Origin of the sequence: Prevotella sp. HJM029 (assembly GCF_000599605.1) — a bacterium.
Classification (GTDB): domain Bacteria; phylum Bacteroidota; class Bacteroidia; order Bacteroidales; family Bacteroidaceae; genus Prevotella.
In genome coordinates this window covers 49,689-68,852 of sequence record NZ_AZHT01000098.1, presented here as the reverse complement: position 1 = coordinate 68,852, position 19,164 = coordinate 49,689, and the positions used below count along the sequence as shown (strand labels likewise).

Here is a 19,164-nt window from a genome sequence, read left to right as displayed (position 1 = left end):
ACTTATTTTTTCTAATTTCATTTTTCGATAATTATAGCTTTTCTATCATTGCTTGCAGTTCTTCTGCGGTGTGCCCCAGACGGAAGAAATCACTGATGTCCTTTTCCGATTTCTCTCCGGACAGCGGTAGGTCAAGTTTCTGAACGTTGTATTTCTCACCGTACTGTTGTATCCGCAAAGCAGATTCCCTTTGCCCGGTTTCATCCGTATCATAGAGAAAAATGATTCGAAGGAATCGTTTGGAAAGTTCATCCATTACATCTTCGGGGATGTTGGCCGTCTCGCTGTTAAATGTCAAGGCCGGAAAACCATGCGCCGACAGCGACATGACATCTTTCTCGCCACCTGTGACGAAAACGAGTGCTCCTTCTTCAGGCAGTTGCTCACGCCCGAAGATATAGGGCTTTGGGAAGTGACCGGCATACATGAAACGTGTCTTTGCCTTAGGCCTGTAAATCTTCAGCCTACATCCGTCATCGAAGAAATATCCGTAGGTCGGAATAGCCTTTGAACCGTAAACGGCAAAGTTTCCACCGGACGACTTCTTGAATGTACAACTGCTGATGCTCTTTACGTTGTAACGTTCCAGCGTAGAAAGTCCAATGCCATATTGCCCCCAATACTCTTCCTCCCATGGCATGAAAGGCTGTGTCACGACCTCAAAACTCGCTATGGAAGAACATTTGTACTTCTGCGAGGGTGTGGCTTTTCTTTTCATCAACACATAGTGCTCACTTCGTTGTTCATCAAAAATGCCAAGTCCAAGGTCTCTGTCTATCACTTGAAGCACTTCGCGAAAGTTGGTTTTTGGGTTGATATTACACAGCCTTCCCACAATGGCAAAGCAGTTGCCACAGAAGCTGCTGTCACCGAAGTCTTGGAGGTAGTATTGGCCGTTGCCATATCCGCCTCTGTTGGCATACAGGTGGCATGACGGGCGGCTGTCCTCCCTGAAAGGGTTACGGAAAGTCCGGGCAAGGCACTTTTCACCAAGGTAGTGAATGAACACTGCCAAGCCCCCATCGGTCATCTGTAATATTCTTTGAGCTTCATTCATAAGCGTAATTCAATCTTAAATGGTTTGTAGTTCTGACCCTATGCAATGCGGTATTGAAGTCGTAACCCTACACCGAAAAACTTGTGTAACACCGTTCTAACAGTATCAAGGTAATCAGCTTCCAATATCTCAAATATTCGCTTATTCGGAAGAACAAGTGTCAGCGTCTTGGCCACATTGTCGAAGGACTCAAAAGAGACTTGTTGGAAAACCGATGCAAAAGCACGTTCGCTTACAATCTTGGCAAAGGCAGACATACACTTGTCCCAAAGAACTTTTGCATAGTCTTTAGACGGTGTTTGCGCCTTCAGTTTATGCAGCAGCTTCTTTTCATTTCGTTTATACCAGTTGCAGAAATAGTCAAGGAACCCCTCCAGTCCTTTTGGAACTTCTTCTTTGCGACACTTCAAGTTCGCCAAGAACAAAGTCAGGGCATTATAGAGCGTTTCCTTATCCGGGAAGCCATAAAGCAGCTGCATCGAGCGCACCCATTCGTCATCAAAGACCAATTCTTCAATTGACGAAAATTTTCGCGCGGACGAATAATTATAATAATGAAGATCCTCTATTCTCTTATCTCTATTCTCTTTTATAATAGGATCACGCGCGTAGCCGCCCCCATGACTGTTTGGTGGCATTTTGATGGCTTCAACTTTTGGACGGCTTTGTTCCCTCTTTTGGCCCTCTTTTTGACCTTTAGGTTTGTAAGTGTCTGTATTTCCGTCATTTACAAAAGAATTGGTAGACGTTTCGTAACTGTTTCGTACAGAATTTTGTTGGGCATCTTTTGGTCCTTCTTTTGGCTCCTTTTGTTCAGTTTTTGTCCCCCCGTCTTCGAAACTTATAATGGCAGATCCATTAGATGAGGAGTTTTCCAAATCAGAGAAACTTTCGACTGATGTGACATGACTGGCAGAAGGGCCTATTGATGTTACCGGACAGGTATCCTTGACGTAATCGGAGAACTCTATTAAACGAACGGAAGAAAGTTTCTTCTGACCGTTATAACCAATATTCAGGATGCCCAGCTTGCGTAGCTTCTGGAGGGCCTCTTTAACACCTTCTACAGGAATGCCGGTCGAAGCACTGATCTTCTTCATGTCAAACCATAGCGGATCCTCATAGTTTTCACTCTCCGAGTAAGTATGAAGAAGTAAATGGAGATAAATATGAAGAACCTGTGCGTTCACAAAGAAATCTTGGAAGTCAAGGTCGTAATACAGCTTCACCCAGCCACCTCTCACATTTTCCAAAGCCAGGAACTTTGAAAATTCACGAACGGTAATGAGAACACCGTTACGTCTTAGAGAGGCAACGTGGATAATGCCTGCCGCCTTCAGCTTATCTAAAGAACGTCGGGCGGATTTACGGCTTATCTCCAAAAACCCCATGATGTCTTTAATTGAGGTGCGAAACTGCCCCCTCATCGTAATTTTGTCAAAGTAAGGCTTATCCTCCCTTTGAGCATTCAAAAAAATGTGCAGGAACATTTGCACGGCGTTGCTGTCATTATAGAAAGAACAATTATAGAACTTTCTGATAAGACCAATCCACTTGTAATCTCCCATAGGTCAGCTATTTTTGGGTTCAATGGCTATCGCCCTTACTTCTGTATTCTCATTGATGTTCTCGAAATCGTCAAAGATCTTACCGGTTGGATCTACGAGGACAAATGTTGTTATTGTCTTTCTACTGTTATCTATTTCCATACTGCTGTTCTTTTAAAAGTCAATTGTCTGATTCTATTCGAAAGGAAAGAAACTTTGAGCCTCGGTTTCCTTTGATCCAAATACATGTCTCATTGTGGCTGATGGTTTGAATAGATGATAACAAGGATTTACCATGATGCCACCTTACCCGGGCATCTAAGATAAGAGAAAGAATGGTGTTGAACTTACCAACAACCGTTTCCTTTGACCCTTTCTCCCGATACAAGGATGGGGTTATCTGAAAGAGCAAGTCAACCAACCATAGTGGTTTCTTGCGCACATGGACTTCTTTTATGATGTAATACATGAAAATCCGCTTTTAAAGGTTATTCTTTAGGAGAAGGTATACAGACAGGGGCGGTTCTATCTCGGTAGATGCCCTCCCTTTTCAAAAGATAGTATACAGTACTTACACTCATGTAGAACTCGTTTGCGAGCGCACGCATGGCTGCCATTGGAGAAATAAGTTTTTTCTCTATTACCGGGCCATATTCATTTATGTATTTATCCACGATTAATTGCCTTCGCTTTACAGTTGGAGTCTCAAAAGCCAATACCTTCTCAACTTCCTCCCGGACATTGGGAGGAAGTTGCGCGACGGCACCGGGAGATACGGATTGTAGTTTTTTTCGCCTTCGTCTCTTGGTTTCGGCTAATTCAGGATCATACACGCCGTTGTCTCCGACATTGCGGTTAATCTCTCGCAATATCGTGGTACGGTCAACCTTTAGAACTTCAGCAATTTCCCTGAAATTCTTTCCCTCTTGAAGGAGCTTGGCAATTTCTTGCCGCTGTTTGGAATCTAATTGCTTTCCCATATTGTTGATGCAAAAGTGTTAAACGGGTCAGAATCTCTTCTTTCCCTCTATTTTTTGTGCATCAACAGTTGTGTTTTTCTTGAAGTTTCAAAACTTCAATACCTACTGATTATCAATGTTTTAAAGTCTATTATTTAAACGTGTAATTAACACTTTTAACAAATTGTACTTCTAACTTGAACATCGGATGTCTTTTTAATTGTATTTGGGTCAAGAGGTGGATAATAGGTGAGGAACTCTCTCTAAAATGGTTAATATACACTTAATACAAAATGGGCTTTTGAGAAATGATTTAGCACTGATTATCAAACAGTTATGATTTGATAAAACTTTTTTTGTTTATACTTTTGTGATGAAAGGCGCAACCCTTTGCATTTTTTACTATCTTTGTGGTTACCAAACTTAAATGTCTATTTTTGATATTTTTAGCTATGAGCACTAAGAAAGTAAAAGCAAGGTCACTATTGTTGGGCATCGTTGCCTTGATGGGACTAAGTGGTTGTAACACCATTGAGGATGGTAGTTACACCGAACCGATTCGACTCTATGAGAAGATCGGTGGGAAATGGGTGTTAAATTCGATGGTACAAACGGACGAAAGTAATGCGAAAACCATGACTTTGACCAATCTGTTGGATTTTGATACCTTTGTGATTCATTTAGATTGTGACGCCACAGGCGCTCCGTCGGTTTTCACTATTGATGGTGAAGCTCCCGAGTTGTTGCCCGTGAAAGGCACATGGACGCTCGACAGTCCGTTCTATAAGTCGGATGGCGAGGCGGTTAATCTCACGCTAAAGGGTAGTGATGCTTCGAAACAACTCACGATTTCGAGTGTGCCTGGTACGACTAAAACGTTGGCTTTTAAGCTCATTCGTAAGGTGAACGATAAACCTTTTGTGTCGTATAGTTATAACTTAACGCAAGCCGAATAAGTAAAAAGCATGTGATTTCCACCTTATATATATAGGAGGAGATCGTCTAAACAACATTAAAACAACACAACATGAAAAAATTAAACTATTATATCGTGACCTTGTTGGGACTATTATGTCCCCTTATGACGTGGGCAGAAGAAACCGATTTGGGTGTTCCTAAGGTGTGGACAGTGCCTGCTGTGTTTACTTGTGATGAGGAAGTGACGTTTTATTACGACATGACCGATGTGCAATTTCCCGAGGGAGTGGACCTTTATTTGTGGGCATGGACGCCCACAGAGCCTGATGCTGGCAACGGAGGAAATTCTTCTGCGTTTGCCAAACTGACCTATTTGGGTAATAACATCTATTGTAAAAAGATGATACCCACGCAGTATTTTCATACCAATAAGGAAGCTTTTGAGTCGGATGATTGGCCAGGTTTCTGGTCGAGGTTGAAGACAAAGGATGGCAGTAAGTGGAGTTCTGTGTTCCAAGCCCCTGATAGTCGTTCGGAATTTAAAGCGTTCAAAGAGAGTGGAAAAGGCTTTATGTTCTATTCAGGTCGTAAATCTAAGGGCTTCACAGAGAAGTTTACGTTGGACGAACCATTGACCGTTCTCTTCAATCCCGACGTGTATAAGTTGGGCGGGCGCACACTAACTGAGTTGGCAACAGATGCTGATTTTGTGCAGTTTGGTGTGCATTCGGGCCTTAATAACTGGGCCATTATGCAGTCACTTGACGTGTGGCGACCCGCTTGTTTGCAAAAGGTTGAAGTGAAAAAGCTGTCAAATGGGCTGTATGCTTGGCAGGTAGGTGTGCCTGTTGACTACTATTCTACTAACCCAGGTGACGGTGGTGCAATCATCAATACCGACTTGTCTGACCCTGATAAGCGTGCGGCTTTTGAGCTGGACAACATGACTTATTTAGTTGTAAAGGTTATTAGAGATGCGGCAGGTGCCAATCAATGGGGCGTGAACAGTGGCGATCAGCTGCAGAAAGCAGGTCAGGCTGTGCCCTATCCCGACCCCGTTTTCTCGCTCTTCCCCACGCGTATTTCGCAAGAAGACATCCTGACCATCACGCGAGAATATAATGAACGCACGGCTGGCGACCTCACTTATATCCTCACTGCTGGCGGAAAAACCATCACGGGTGTGATGGAAGGTGTGCGCGATAAGCGGCAGGCGACGGTGAATTTGCAAAAGGAATTGAAGGGCATTAGCGCCACACAGTTGCAGCTTGTGGTGAAGAATGTGCATGGTGTGACGCTTGTTGATACCACGATTCCTTTGCTTACACCCGATAAATGAGTAGTCAATAAAAGGTTTAACCAATGAAGTAACATCATACTGAAACCCTATGAAATACATTCAAACAATCAAAATACAGCACATTGTAGTTGTCCTGATGTTGCTGTTCGTGAGCCAATGGGCACAAGCACAGTCATTTATGGCTGCAGGAACAGTGTTGGATGACCATCAAGAGCCCTTGATAGGTGCTAATGTGAAAGTGGTAAATGGAACAGGAGGAAGCGTAACTGATATGGATGGGCACTTTAAAGTGGCTTGCTCTGCAGGTGCTTTGCTCGACATTTCCTATGTAGGTTATGTCACACAGCGTGTGAAAGCTGGAAAAGATATGCGTGTCACGTTGGTGGAAGACGCTAAGACTTTAGCCGAAACAACGGTCGTTGGCGTGGGATATGGCACGATGCGCAAGAGCGATCTCACAGGAGCTATCACATCGGTGAATGCAAAAGATATGCGAAAAGGTGTCATTACGAGCACCGAACAGCTGCTGCAAGGTAAGGTAGCAGGGCTCTCTGTTGTGCAGAGTAGCGGTGCTCCTGAGGCCGGATCGAGCCTGCGTTTGCGTGGCGGAACATCGCTTTCGGCCAGTAATGGTCCATTAGTTGTGGTGGATGGTATCGCTGGAGTGGACTTCAACTCGGTGCAACCCTCTGAGGTTGTCAGCATGGATATTCTCAAAGATGCTTCGGCTTCAGCCATCTATGGTAGCAGAGGAGCTAACGGAGTCATCATCATTACGACCAATCGGCAGAGCAATCGCGAGCAAAATAGCGTGCAATATAATGGTTATGTGGCCTTTGCTTCGGTGGCAAAGAATATGGATTTGCTCTCAGCCAATCAGTGGCGTGCTTATGTTAGAGAGCGGAATGTGGCTACAGCTCTTGACTTTGGTGCTTCAACCGATTGGCAAAAGGAGTTGGAACGCACAGCCATTTCGCATGGACACAACATCCTTTTCTCGAGTAGTAAGCAGCATAGTGGCTATCGTGCGTCGGTGACTTATGCCAACAACCAGGGCGTTATTCAGCGCAATAACATGAATCGTTTGGCTGGATCTCTCACCGCTTATCAGACTGCTTGGCAGGGAAGACTGCGCTTTGACGAAGGTATCAACGCGAACTTCGATCGCTGGCATCCTATAGACACACGCATTTTTGAGCGCATGACCAACTTACAACCCACCTTTCCAGTGTTGAATTCCGATGGTTCTTATGCGCAATTGAATGGCACGAACACCGAAAATCCCGTAGAGTTGAACACCAATCGCACCGACGATAAGAAGCGTCATCGTTTCTTAGGCTATTTAAAAGCCGAACTAACCCTTTTAGAAGGTTTGAAAGCCACCACCAATATGTCTTACGAGCAGAATGCCGTTTTGGGTGGATTGTATAAGCCTACCTATGCCAGAATGGAAGGAATGAGCGAGAAAGGATGGGGACAACGCACTTATGGTGACTACACTAACCGCCAAATAGAGGCCTATCTCACCTACGATCGCTTCTTTGGAAAAGACCATCATCTTAATCTTATGGGCGGCTATTCCTACCTCAATAACATGAATGAAGGTTTTGGTTCTACGCGAAGTGGTTTCGATACGAATGCCTTTGGCTATAACAATTTGGCTGCAGGTACCGATTATCGGCAGACCGATGTCTATTCTTATAAGACCGAGGCCACATTGGTTTCGTTCTTTGGTCGCGTCAATTATGGTTTTATGAACCGCTATATGCTCACGGCAACACTGCGTCGTGACGGGTCAAGTCGGTTTGGAGACAATCACAAATGGGGCACGTTCCCCTCGGTTTCAGTGGCATGGCGTGTCAGCGATGAGCCGTTTATGCAAGCCACTTCGGGCTGGTTGGAGAATCTAAAGGTACGCTTTGGTTTTGGTGTTACGGGCAATCAGAATGGTATTGGCGAATATAAGAGCCTGTCGATACTATCGGCTTCTGGAGCAGCCTATTATGATCCAATCAGCAAAACGTGGAAGAATGCTTATGTACAAGCGCAGAATGCCAATCCCGATTTGAAGTGGGAGAGCACTAAACAATGGAACTTGGGTATAGATTTCACTCTCTTTAGCCGACTAACAGGTACGTTGGAGCTCTATCATAAGAAGACTTCTGACCTGCTTTGGACTTATCCTGTGCCACAACCTCCTTATTTAGTAGGCACCATGTTGGCTAATGTTGGCGACTTGGTGAACAAGGGTGTGGAGCTCACTTTGGGTGCGAATATTCTCAAGAACAGAGACTTTTCACTCGATGCCAATATGAGTTTGTCGTATAATCATCAAAAGATTACCAAGCTATCCAATGATCAATATCAGGCTGTTGGCTTGCAAGCAGGTTCACTTCATAACCTAAGAGGCATGTCAAACCTTTATTCTCAGGTCATCAAAGAGGGCTATGCAGCGGGTACTTTCTGGGGACCTCACTGCGAAGGCATTGATGAAAACGGCAAATATATCCTTGAAAAGGATGCCGACGGCAACATTGTCAATGGCTATTTAGGGTCGGCTCAACCCAAATGGAATATGGGCTTATCTATCAATGCCACTTGGAAAGATTTCGATGCAACCATCTCTGGCTATGGCATGTTTGGACAAAAGGTGCTCAATTGCACACGCATGGCTATGTATGACCCCACACGTTTCCCCTCACAAAATGTGTTAGACGACTTCATGACGAGCGGCATTACCGATAATCCCACCTTTAGTGACTATTTCATTGAGAATGGGTCGTTCTTCCGTTTGCAGGCCATCACCTTAGGTTATAGTCTACCTCATCCTGAAAAGTTAGGCCTTTCGCGTCTCCGTCTTTATGTCACAGGTGAGAATCTCTTCTGCATAACGGGATACAAAGGCATGGATCCTGAGGTGTCAGTTCCCGATAATGTGCTCGATTCTCCAGGTATAGAATTCTTCAATTCCTATCCACGTCCCCGCACATTCTCTGTGGGTGTGAACATTGGTTTTTAAGCAAGTTGAATATTAATACGTAAAAACAATGAAAATACAATATATTCTTTCTGTAGCCCTGCTGGTTAGTTCTGCCTTGATCTCGTGCACCGATCTCAATGAACAGCTCTATGATAAGGTCTCAATGAATGATTATGGCAAGAACGAAAGCGAAGTGTCTACCATCGTAGGTGGTGCCTATGCCTCATTAAGAGGCTATGGTTCGGGCACTCCTGAAGGCGATGGTGTCAATTGTTATCCCACGTGTGAATATGTCTTTTTCACGACAGAATGTTCCAGCGATGAAGCATGTATTCCCACAAGAGGCACCGATTGGTATGATGGTGGACGCTATCAGGAGTTTCAAAAGCACACTTGGGATGCCAACAATACTGGCGTTTTGTCGCTTTGGCGTTACAACTTTACCGGTGTAACGAAAATCAACGGCATGATTTATCAGGTGGAACAGAGCACCCTTTCAACCGCACAAAAAGAAGTTGTGGAGGCAGAACTCCGTGGCCTTCGTGCTTATTACTATTATAATCTGCTCGACAATTTCGGCAATGTCCCCATCAGTACCGACTTTACGGATAAGGCTTTGCCTGCCAATGCATCGCGCCAAGAGGTATTTAACTTTGTCGAACGGGAGCTCAAGGCCGTGATACCTTTGTTGCCATCAGGCATCCAATATGGCAAATTCACCAAGAATGTTGCCTACACATTGTTGGCACGTCTGTATCTCAACGCCGAGGTTTACACGGGCACTCCACGCTGGCAAGACTGCTTAAACGCGTGCGATAAGGTGCGCGGCTATTCGCTAACGCCCAATTATAAGGCCTCTTTCGCGATTAAAAACGAAGACTCTCCTGAGATTATCTTTGCCATTCCTTACGATCATAAGCAAGGGACGGTGGGCAATTACTTGGCATCGATGACCTATCATTACAACCAAAAGGAAGCTTTTGACCCCGCAGGGAAGTATCAATGGTGTGGTAATGGCATTTGTGCACAGCCTGGAGTTTATTCATCTTTCGAGGCAAATGATGTGCGACGCAATTGTCTTCTCATCGGACAGCAGTATAATGCAGCCACTGGAGCGCCTGTGTTGATGGCCAATGGTGAACCATTAAACTACACCGAGGCGATTCAAGATTTCACCAATGCTTTGCAAAATGAGGGTGCACGTCTTGATAAATATGAGTGGAGTGCTAACGATCAGTGGGAAAGAGACAACGATTGGGTGCTCATGCGCTATGCAGAAGTGCTCATGATGCAGGCCGAAGCCAACTTCCGTTTAGGCTTCACGCAGAACGCACTCGATAATATTAATCTTGTCAGAAGGCGCGCGGGGCTCAATGATTTGACAGCCCTCACCCTCGATGATTTGGATAAAGAGTGGTTACATGAGTTTGTATTCGAAGGCCTTCGCCGCACCACCAACATCCGTTTTGGTACATTCTTCCAGGCATGGTGGCAGAAACCCGCTGAGGCCGACAACCATACAGGGCTCTATCCCATCCCTAAAGTGGAACTCGATAAGAATGCTAATCTAAGACAAAACCCGGGTTATTGATTGTAGTCTATGGAACATCAGGCGTGGGTTGGCGTGCAAAATGCCAATCCACCGCCGTGTTTCTATCTTGAAGCGTATCTTCCTAAGCCATCATAAACTCCCGAAGAGATACAAAAACTTTAACATTTATAGTAGATATGAATAAATATATATTACCTTTGTTGCTCTATTGCGGCCTGCTAACTTGGAGTGGTTGTGAGAAAAGCTATCCTTCAGCTCCTAAAAAAACAGTAGAGATTGCCGACCAAACAGCAGCAAATTACCCTGTAAAGAAGACCAATTCGATGGGTATTTACGTGCATTTTATGCCGTGGTTTGAAACCAATACAAGCAACGGAACGCATTGGGGCTACCACTGGACCATGCAGAATTGCAATCCCGATGTGGTGGATGGCACAGGAAAACGGCAGATAGCCTCGCACTATTATCCCCTGACGAGGCCTTATGCTTCAGGCGATGAGGCTATTTTAGACTATCAATGTCTGCTCATGAAATATGCAGGTGTCGATGGAGTGATGGTCGATTGGTATGGGGTGCATAGCGATAATGCGGTGGCAAAACATAAAAGCAACACCGAAGCCTTGGCAAAAGCTGTGGCGAGGGCTGGGCTAAAGTTGGCCATTGTCTATGAAGATCGAGAGCTCGATGGTACGAAAGACAACATGGAACGCTTGCGTGAAGACATGCGTTACCTGTCAGAAACGTTCTTTCGTCAGGACTATTATGTGAAAATCGATGGTAAACCGCTGCTGATGATCTTCGGACCTGTGCAGATTAAACGAGGAAAAGATTGGTATAGGGCCTTTGCTATTTTAAAGGATAAGCCAGTTTTTCTCTGTTTAAACGGACATGCTCAATATGTCAATAATGGTGGCTACACCAATAGTGAGGGCGAATATGAGTGGGTAAATCCTGCTCCCGACTACTCGGTAGCACAGCATTTTAAATATTATATCGGTGGGGCGATGCCCGGTTTCCACGACTATTATCAGGAAGGTGGTGCAGGAACGGGTTATACAACCTACGATGCTGAGCACGGAGCACTCTTCAATCGACAGCTCAATGCAGCCAAATCGGCTGGGCTAAAATGGCTGCAAGTGAGCACATGGAATGATTATGGTGAGGGCACAACGATAGAACCAACACGCGAATATGGTTATCAATATCTCGTAGCCTTGCAGCAATTTGCAGGTGTTTCCTATCGTCAAGCCGATTTAGAACTTATTTATCGTTGGTACACCTTGCGTCAAAGCAAGCCCAATGACCCACGTGTTCAAACGGCCTATCAAGCACTTGTGCGCTTGGAAATAGATAAGGCACGCGAGATTTTAAAGTAAAATAAAAGATGAAGTTAGTTAGATTTATGTTTTTGGTGGTAGCCTTGGCATTCACTTCTGTAGTGAGTGGCAAGGTGTTAACGAAAGTGTCGTCGCCCGATGGCATGCTCACTTTGACCACTGGTATCACACAACAAGGACAACCCTATTATCAATTGCAGCGCGGCAAGCGTCAGCTCATCCAGCCCTCACTATTGGGTTTGCAGCTCAAGGATGGTGCTTTGGATAGGGATTTCCGCCTACTTGGCTTCACACGTGCCACGAAAGATGAAACATGGCAGCAGCCTTGGGGCGAGGAAACCAGCGTGCGTAATCATTATAATGAGCTCACCATGCAGCTTAAGCAGTGCGCCGGGCAAGGCCGTTTGCTCAACATTGTCTTCCGTGTTTTCAACGATGGCATCGGTTTTCGCTATGTTTTTCCGCGTCAACCGCAGCTTACTGACTTCGTTATCATGAACGAAGAGACACAGTTTGCTTTCCCTTTCGATGCGCAAACCTGGTCGATTCCCACCGAAGGCACCCATTATTATGAAGCCTTGTGGACGGCATCGCCGCTCAGTAAAAAGCCAATGGTGTCGACACCTATCACGATGGAGGTGGATGATAGCCTCTATATGGTGGTTCACGAGGCCAATCTCACGGATTATGCTGCACTCAATCTTCAGCCAATCTCAAGCCAACAAGGCGGCGTTACAGTGCAATCGAAGCTCGTCCCTTGGCAAAATGGTGACTTGGTCTATGCCAAAGCACCCTTCGTTTCGCCTTGGCGTATGGTGATAGTAGCGCATAACTTAGCTGAAGTAGCGGCCTCTCGGCTCATGTTAAACCTCAATGAGCCTTGTAAAATCGGCGATACTTCGTGGTTGGAGACTGGAAAATATGTCGGTATTTGGTGGGGAATGCACATGAATACCATGACCTGGTCACAAGGCAACAAGCATGGAGCAACGACCGAGAACACCCGAAAATATATCGATTTTGCAGCACGCCACGGCATGAAAGGTGTGCTGGTTGAAGGTTGGAACTATGGTTGGGACAACGATTGGGGCAAAGAAGGTGACAAATTCTCATTTACAAAGCCCTATCCCGACTATGATTTTGCAGGGCTTCAACGCTATGCTTTGTCAAAAGGTGTGAGTCTTGTTGCTCATAATGAAACGGGAGGTGCAGCCAAAAACTACGAGCAACAGCTTGATAGTGCCTTTGCATTGTACCAGCGTATGGGTATTAAAGTGGTGAAAACAGGCTATGTAAACGATAAGTTAGACCATCGCGAATTGCAACATTCTCAGTATGGCGTGCGCCATTATCGCAAGGTGATTGAGACGGCAGCAAAATATCATCTCATGATTATCAATCATGAACCTGTGATGCCTACAGGCCTGCAACGCACTTATCCCAATCTTGTTTCGGGCGAAGGTGCACGTGGACAGGAGTATAATGCTTGGTCGGGTGATGGCGGAAATCCACCTTCTCACCTTTGCATCTTGCCCTTTACACGTATCTTAGCGGGTCCACTTGACTTTACACCAGGCATCTTTCGCATCGAAGGGCGTGTGCATCCGCAAACCCATCCACAAACAACTTTGGCCAAACAGCTTGCGGCTTACGTAGTGATTTATGCCCCTTGGCAGATGGCTGCCGATGAAATAGAGAACTATCAGGGGCAGCCTGCCTTCAAATTCATTGAGGAAGTGCCCACCAACTGGCAGCAATCACGCGTGTTGATGGCCGAGTTGGGCAAATATGTGGTTACAGCTCGCAAAGATCGCGATACCGAAAACTGGTATGTTGGTGGCATGACAGATGAGCAAGCGCGCGACCTCACGCTGAAGTTTGATTTCCTTGACAAGGGTGCTCGCTATAAAGCTATCATCTATCGCGATGGAGATGGCGCCTCTTATCAAGGCAATCCCTATCCGTTAGCTATCGATCAGCAGCTCGTTTCTACAGAGACACTCCTGCCCATCCATTTGGCAAAGAGTGGCGGATTTGCCATTCAGCTCATTAAGCAGTAAGACATTCTCACATAAGGCCACACCATAACTGCCTTGGCTACACGGGTAGTGCATGAAAATACATCATAGCCGGCGGAAGGATGTGGGCAGAAAGTAGAGATGCATCCGTGGTCTTGAAATCTGCATGTGGCCTCCTCTTTTTCTTAACATTTTCATGTGCATAGCGATGCACAGATTGAAATTTTCATTGTTAAACGCATGTTTTTAAACAATTCAGATTACAAGGCAGGCGCGTGGCATGTGAATGCCGCGCGCTTTTTTTGTTGTTTTTAGCGTGAGTATGAGCCAGGTCGAGCCTCATCCTTGTTGACTGCATCGTCCTTTCCCGTGTGATGGGGCAGCAAAATCATGCAAATAGCATTACGATATGCCCCATTTTGCGGTGAAATAGCGCGCATATTATCGGCTAAAGTGGCCTATATTGTTTTCAGCTTTGCAGTCGTGTGCGCAGAACTTATACAAGGTGTGCTTCTTTGCTTTCACGATATTTAAAAGCTTTTGTGGGCGAATGTGCGAAAATATCTGTAATTTTGCGACATGATGAAGTGGAACATCCTCTTGTTGATGATGCTTACTGTTGCGGTGCAGCAGGTGAAAGCACAGGCGAAAGATGAGAAAGGGGCGGCGCATGCGGTAGCTCCCGAGGATCGACCTGTCGACATGGATGACCCCACTTTCGTGCCAATGGTGCGGGTGGGTAAGGTGCTTTTGGGCAAAGACTCCGTGCAATATGTCGAGCTCAACAACATCTATGTCTATCCACAGCCCACGTTTCAAAACGAAGAACAGCGGCAGGCCTACAACCGTTTGGTGTATAATGTGAAGAAGGTGCTGCCCATCGCCAAAGAGGTGAACCGTATTATTGTGGAGACCTACGACTACATTCAGACGCTGCCCAACAAGAAAGCCAAGGATAAGCATTTGGCCTATGTGGAGAAAAGCATCAAGGAGGAGTATTCGCCACGCATGAAAAAGCTCACCTATCAGCAGGGAAAACTGCTCATCAAGTTGGTTTATCGAGAGACAGGCAACTCGGCTTATGGCACGTTGCAGGCCGTTTTAGGTCCTGTGCGCGCGGGCTTTTGGCAGGCTTTTGCATGGACTTTCGGTGCAAGTTTGGCTAAGAAATACGACCCCAATGGTGTCGATCGTCTTACCGAACGCGTGGTGCTGATGGTGGAAGCAGGGCAGTTGTAACAATACATGTATGAAAAAAACAATGAAAATAGCAATGGGAGTGGTGGCCGCCGCAGTGATTTTGGGTGGTCTGCGCTGGTATAAAACGCATCAAACGGCATCGGCTGATGTGGAAGAGACGGCCGAAGTGGAGAAATCTTCGCCCGTAGGTCCCACGTTTAATGCCGACAGTGCCTATGCGTTTACGGCCACACAATGTACTTTTGGCCCACGCGATATGAACAGCAAAGGGCACGACCATTGCGAAAAGTGGATTATAACGCAGTTCGAACGCTATGGCTGCACGGTGGAAACGCAGAAGGCTGTGCTCAAAGGTTATGACGGAACGCCGCTGCACAGCACGAACATCATCGCCCACATTCATCCCAAAGCCAAGACGAGGCTGCTGTTTTGTGCCCATTGGGACAGCCGTCCTTGGGCCGATAACGACCCCGACAGCACGCAATGGCGCAAGCCTATCTTGGCCGCTAACGATGCAGCTAGTGGCGTAGCCGTGATGCTTGAGTTAGCCAGAACCATTCAACAAGATGGCAAGCTCAATGCCAATGTGGGCATAGATTTCGTTTGTTTCGATGCCGAAGATTGGGGAACGCCGCAGTGGTCGTCGCAACCCGACAACGAGTCGACGTGGGCTTTGGGCGCACAATATTGGGCCAGTCATTATGATGCCGCAGTGAAGCCGCGCTTTGGTGTGCTGCTTGACATGGTAGGTGGCATGGGAGCGCAGTTCTATCGCGAGTTAAAATCGCTGGAATATGCCCCTGATGTGGTGAAAAAAGTGTGGCGTGCGGCTCGACAAGTGGGCTTTGGTTCGTTCTTTCTCAAGCAAGATGGTGGCGGCATTATCGATGATCACGTGCCCGTAAACGAATTGGCAGGCATCCCAACGATAGATATTATTCCGTATTATCCCGATTGTCGGCAAAGTAGTTTCGGTCCCACCTGGCACACAATGGCCGACAACATGGCGAACATCGATAAGCAAACGCTGCGTGCAGTGGGGCAGACTATGGTGCAGGTGATTTATTCTGAACAGCCATAGTAAAGGTTTTTTGCACATGGGAAGAAACAAATTCTCGGCCAAAGAGATTGCTGAAATCAAGAAGTTGCTGCGCCTTAAGAACGCCGGTAACCGTTTAAAACAGAAATTAGTGCGCCATGATTTGCGCATCGGCTATGGGTTTAGCATCTCAGATTTCAACCAACCCGGCAAGGCTTTCGGCGAAACCGAACTGCAAGCCGCTATCAATCGCGGTGCCATTCAGATTTTAGACGAGGTCACTATCGCTGCCATGAAGGCGAAATGGGAGCAGGTTCGTGCCCGCGAAGCTACTGAACGACAGCAAGAAGGCCTCGATAATGGTGCCACAGATTGGCAGCAAGCTATGGAAGAGTGGCAGCAATGGGAAAACGAAACGCAAGGAAAAATGGCCAAATAGCGGTGGCTTTTCCTTGCGTCGTGTGCTGTTACATGCGCAATGATGCGCTGCAATGGGATGTAAGTACTTCTTTTTAAAGGTAGAATTTACAAGGCGATGTGCTCCACATCCACCTTTTCGTGCAGGAAAATCTGTGCACTTTCCTGAAATTTTAAGGGATTTTCGGTGGTGAAATAATGGCAGGTTCCCTCCTTGGTGAGCCTGCTTTCCATTTCAGGATGGCGCGAAAGGTAGTCCTGAAGACTATGGGCTACATATTCACCTTGCGGAACAATGCGTACATTGGAGCTGGCATATTTCTTAATCTTGGGCAGCAACAGCGGATAGTGCGTGCAACCTAAGATGACAGTATCGATGAGAGGATCGCGCGACATGAGCTCATCCATTCGCTTTTTTACAAAATAATCGGCACCAGGACTGTTGGCTTCGCCATATTCTACCAACGGAACCCAGAACGGACAAGCCACACCTGTGACCTTGATTGCCGGCCAAAGTTTCTGTATTTCGAGCGTATAGCTGTTGCTCTTCACGGTGCCTTCGGTGGCCAAGAGCCCCACATGGTTGTTCGATGTGAGCGTTCCAATGACCTCAGCTGTCGGTCGAATGACACCCAATACACGTCGATTGGCATCAAGATGAGGCAAGTCATGTTGCTGAATGCTGCGTAAAGCCTTGGCCGATGCGGTGTTACAACCTAAGATAATCAGTTGACAACCCAACTCAAAAAGTTTGATGACTGCTTGACGAGTGAACTGATAAACCACATCAAACGAGCGTGTACCATAGGGCGCACGTGCATTGTCTCCCAGATAAAGGTAGTCGTATTGCGGCAGCTGGTGGCGGATGCCATGTAGGATAGTGAGGCCACCATAGCCCGAATCGAATACCCCTATGGGGCCAGGTTGTTGCGAAAGGGGCATTACTGCTGGCGATTAACGATGTCCTTTACCAAGGCATTGATGTCTTCGCCCATCGCTTTGTTGACGAAAGGCACGGCATTGTTGTCGGTGTTAAGAATGAAAGCATATCCCCGATCAGTACCAATGCGGTTAAGAACAGTACGTAAGCGTGCCAAGACAGGTGCTTTAGCGTCTTGTTCTGCCTGCTCTAATAGCCGTTTAGACTCAGCTGCAAAGGCCGCATTCTTCTCTAAAAGCTCTTGAATTTCGGCCTGGCGTTTGCGCAAGATGGGTAGCGGAAAGGTGCGCTGACCATCTAAAAAGAGCTCATATTTCTTATTGAACTCATCTTCTACGCGCTGTGCTTCTGCCTGATATTTTGCTTTTAAATCAGCTAAATTACGCTCGGCTGCAGCATAGTCAGGCATGGCTTTGAGTGCTGTCTCAAAGCTAAGGTAGCCATATTTGAATGAGGTTTGTGCTTGCATGAGTGTACATACACAAGCGAAGGCGAGCAATAAAAATGTTTTCTTCATCTTGATAATGGGTTGTTGGGAGAGCCTTTATCATGCCATGGGCATGGTGTTGGCAGTTAAAACGCACGAAGAGGGGGTATCGAGGCATCTGTATGAAACGAAAGTTGGGACGCACCATTTGTGCGTCCACATGGGTGATGCCCTATAGTTCATGTGCTATCGACACACGATGAAGTGTGTCTTTCCTCTCGACATCTCCTCTTTTCTGCGCTGTTTGTATGGTCTTATTTCATTTTGTTGAGCTGCGCTTTCACGTCAGCTGTAACATCTTTGCTCAAAGTAGAGCTGATATAGGGGATGCCAGCACTGGTATCCATGATGTAAACATAGCCGCCTGCCTGGCCAACAGCCTTGATAGCGTTTACCAATTTGGTGGTGATGGGTTGCATCTTGTCTTGCTGTTCCTTAGCCAATGACTGTTGGTTGTCTTGCAATGCCTGCTGATACTTTTGGTAGAGGTTGTTGAGCTCGGTCTCTGTCTCCTGCTGTTTGGTAGCATTCATGGTCGACTTATTCTTGTCATACTCTTGGCTTTTGCGCTGCAATTCATCTTGCATAGCTTTGAGATCATTCTCATATTGCTTTGCTTTGGCTTCCATTTCGCCACGTGCTTTGATGAACTCAGGCATTTGTGACATCACTTCTTGTGCATTGATGTGACCAAATTTTTGTTGTGCAAATGTTGCTAAAGGTGCAAACATGAGCAACATTAAAACTAACTTCTTCATGTTGTTTTGTCTTTATTGTTTATATTAATTAAATAATTCTTTTTATCGGTTGTAACCTAAACGTTGCAACACCTCATTCGAGATGTCGATTCTGGGACTGCCAAAGATGATGCTTTGGTCGCTGGAACGGTCGAGCACGAGGCTGTAGCCACGATAATCGGCCACCTCTTTCACCGCGTTATATACCTCTTCCTGTATGGGAGCCATGAGACTTTCGCGCTTTTTAAAGAGCTCTCCCTCAGGACCAAAGTAGCGTTTCTTGAGGTCGGCAGCAGCTTTTTCTTTGTTCATGATTTGCTCTTGCTTAGCCTTTTTCTGCTCTTGCGAGAGAAACGCCACCTCGTTTTGATAGTTCTTATAGAGTGTGCTGGCCTCGTTGTTGAGGGCTTCAACCTCAGCTTGCCACTTTTTGCTGGTTTGATTGAGTTGCTCATTGGCGCGCTCGTAGGCGGGAATGTTCTTTAGAATATATTCCATGTCAATCAAAGCAAATTTCTGTGCATGTGCCATTGTGGGCAAGAGTGCCATGGCAAGTAGCGCAATCAGTAGGCGCAAACCATTTTTCCGAATGAGTTTCTGTTTCATGTTCACATCCTTTCTTCTTGTTGTTTTATAGTCCTGCGGATGAGCGCGTTACCGAAAGGCATCGCAAAGT

At 46.1% G+C, this 19,164-nt stretch carries 17 protein-coding genes; 9 read left to right on the top strand and 8 right to left on the bottom strand.

Features of this window, described 5'->3' with window-relative positions:
* Positions 1-31: 31 nt before the first annotated feature.
* From X919_RS0105815 to X919_RS0105800, 4 genes are all read right to left on the bottom strand, one after another.
* Positions 32-1,057, bottom strand: a complete 1,026-nt coding sequence (locus X919_RS0105815) for a toprim domain-containing protein (RefSeq protein ID WP_028899376.1) — start codon at positions 1,055-1,057, stop codon at positions 32-34.
* 38 nt (positions 1,058-1,095) lie between these two features.
* Entirely contained in the window at positions 1,096-2,625 is a 1,530-nt protein-coding gene (locus X919_RS0105810) for a DUF7833 domain-containing protein (RefSeq protein WP_028899375.1), read from the bottom strand.
* Between the two features lie 160 nt (positions 2,626-2,785).
* Positions 2,786-3,073: a hypothetical protein gene (locus tag X919_RS15990; protein WP_081759424.1), complete on the bottom strand. Its 288-nt coding sequence runs from the start codon at positions 3,071-3,073 to the stop codon at positions 2,786-2,788.
* A 19-nt stretch (positions 3,074-3,092) separates the two neighbouring features.
* On the bottom strand, positions 3,093-3,584 hold the full coding sequence (locus tag X919_RS0105800) for a helix-turn-helix domain-containing protein (RefSeq protein WP_004377550.1): 492 nt from the start codon (positions 3,582-3,584) through the stop codon (positions 3,093-3,095).
* Between the two features lie 431 nt (positions 3,585-4,015).
* On the opposite strand from X919_RS0105800, the gene X919_RS0105795 reads away from it, so the two are divergent.
* From X919_RS0105795 to X919_RS0105750, 9 genes are all read left to right on the top strand, one after another.
* A complete protein-coding gene (locus X919_RS0105795; protein ID WP_028899374.1) occupies positions 4,016-4,519 on the top strand; it encodes a DUF5004 domain-containing protein in 504 nt (167 codons plus the stop codon).
* A gap of 71 nt (positions 4,520-4,590) precedes the next feature.
* A complete protein-coding gene (locus X919_RS0105790) occupies positions 4,591-5,820 on the top strand; it encodes a hypothetical protein (RefSeq protein ID WP_028899373.1) in 1,230 nt (409 codons plus the stop codon).
* A gap of 49 nt (positions 5,821-5,869) precedes the next feature.
* Positions 5,870-8,800: a SusC/RagA family TonB-linked outer membrane protein gene (locus X919_RS0105785; RefSeq protein WP_028899372.1), complete on the top strand. Its 2,931-nt coding sequence runs from the start codon at positions 5,870-5,872 to the stop codon at positions 8,798-8,800.
* A gap of 28 nt (positions 8,801-8,828) precedes the next feature.
* Positions 8,829-10,352 carry a RagB/SusD family nutrient uptake outer membrane protein gene (locus X919_RS0105780; protein WP_028899371.1) on the top strand — a complete coding sequence of 508 codons (1,524 nt, stop codon included), beginning with the start codon at positions 8,829-8,831 and terminating at the stop codon, positions 10,350-10,352.
* 137 nt (positions 10,353-10,489) lie between these two features.
* Entirely contained in the window at positions 10,490-11,689 is a 1,200-nt protein-coding gene (locus X919_RS0105775) for a glycoside hydrolase family 99 protein (protein ID WP_051502443.1), read from the top strand.
* 8 nt (positions 11,690-11,697) lie between these two features.
* Positions 11,698-13,710: a glycoside hydrolase family 97 protein gene (locus tag X919_RS0105770; RefSeq protein WP_028899369.1), complete on the top strand. Its 2,013-nt coding sequence runs from the start codon at positions 11,698-11,700 to the stop codon at positions 13,708-13,710.
* Positions 13,711-14,250: 540 nt separating this feature from the next.
* Positions 14,251-14,907, top strand: a complete 657-nt coding sequence (locus X919_RS0105760) for a DUF4294 domain-containing protein (protein WP_028899368.1) — start codon at positions 14,251-14,253, stop codon at positions 14,905-14,907.
* Positions 14,908-14,917: 10 nt separating this feature from the next.
* Positions 14,918-15,949 carry a M28 family peptidase gene (locus tag X919_RS0105755; RefSeq protein ID WP_028899367.1) on the top strand — a complete coding sequence of 344 codons (1,032 nt, stop codon included), beginning with the start codon at positions 14,918-14,920 and terminating at the stop codon, positions 15,947-15,949.
* A 16-nt stretch (positions 15,950-15,965) separates the two neighbouring features.
* Positions 15,966-16,346, top strand: coding sequence for a hypothetical protein (locus X919_RS0105750; protein WP_028899366.1), 381 nt, complete (start codon positions 15,966-15,968; stop codon positions 16,344-16,346).
* Between the two features lie 86 nt (positions 16,347-16,432).
* Here the strand turns inward: X919_RS0105750 and murI are convergent, their stop codons facing one another.
* The 4 genes from murI to X919_RS0105730 form a co-directional block, all read right to left on the bottom strand.
* Entirely contained in the window at positions 16,433-17,266 is an 834-nt protein-coding gene (murI, locus tag X919_RS0105745) for a glutamate racemase (protein WP_028899365.1), read from the bottom strand.
* Positions 17,266-17,781: an OmpH/Skp family outer membrane protein gene (locus tag X919_RS0105740; RefSeq protein ID WP_028899364.1), complete on the bottom strand. Its 516-nt coding sequence runs from the start codon at positions 17,779-17,781 to the stop codon at positions 17,266-17,268. The genes murI and X919_RS0105740 overlap by 1 nt, the downstream gene beginning before the upstream one ends.
* 224 nt (positions 17,782-18,005) lie before the next feature.
* The gene (locus X919_RS0105735; RefSeq protein ID WP_028899363.1) at positions 18,006-18,509 is read right to left on the bottom strand and encodes an OmpH/Skp family outer membrane protein; all 504 of its coding nucleotides are present in this window, start codon (positions 18,507-18,509) and stop codon (positions 18,006-18,008) included.
* Between the two features lie 42 nt (positions 18,510-18,551).
* Entirely contained in the window at positions 18,552-19,094 is a 543-nt protein-coding gene (locus X919_RS0105730; RefSeq protein ID WP_028899362.1) for an OmpH/Skp family outer membrane protein, read from the bottom strand.
* Positions 19,095-19,164: the final 70 nt, after the last annotated feature.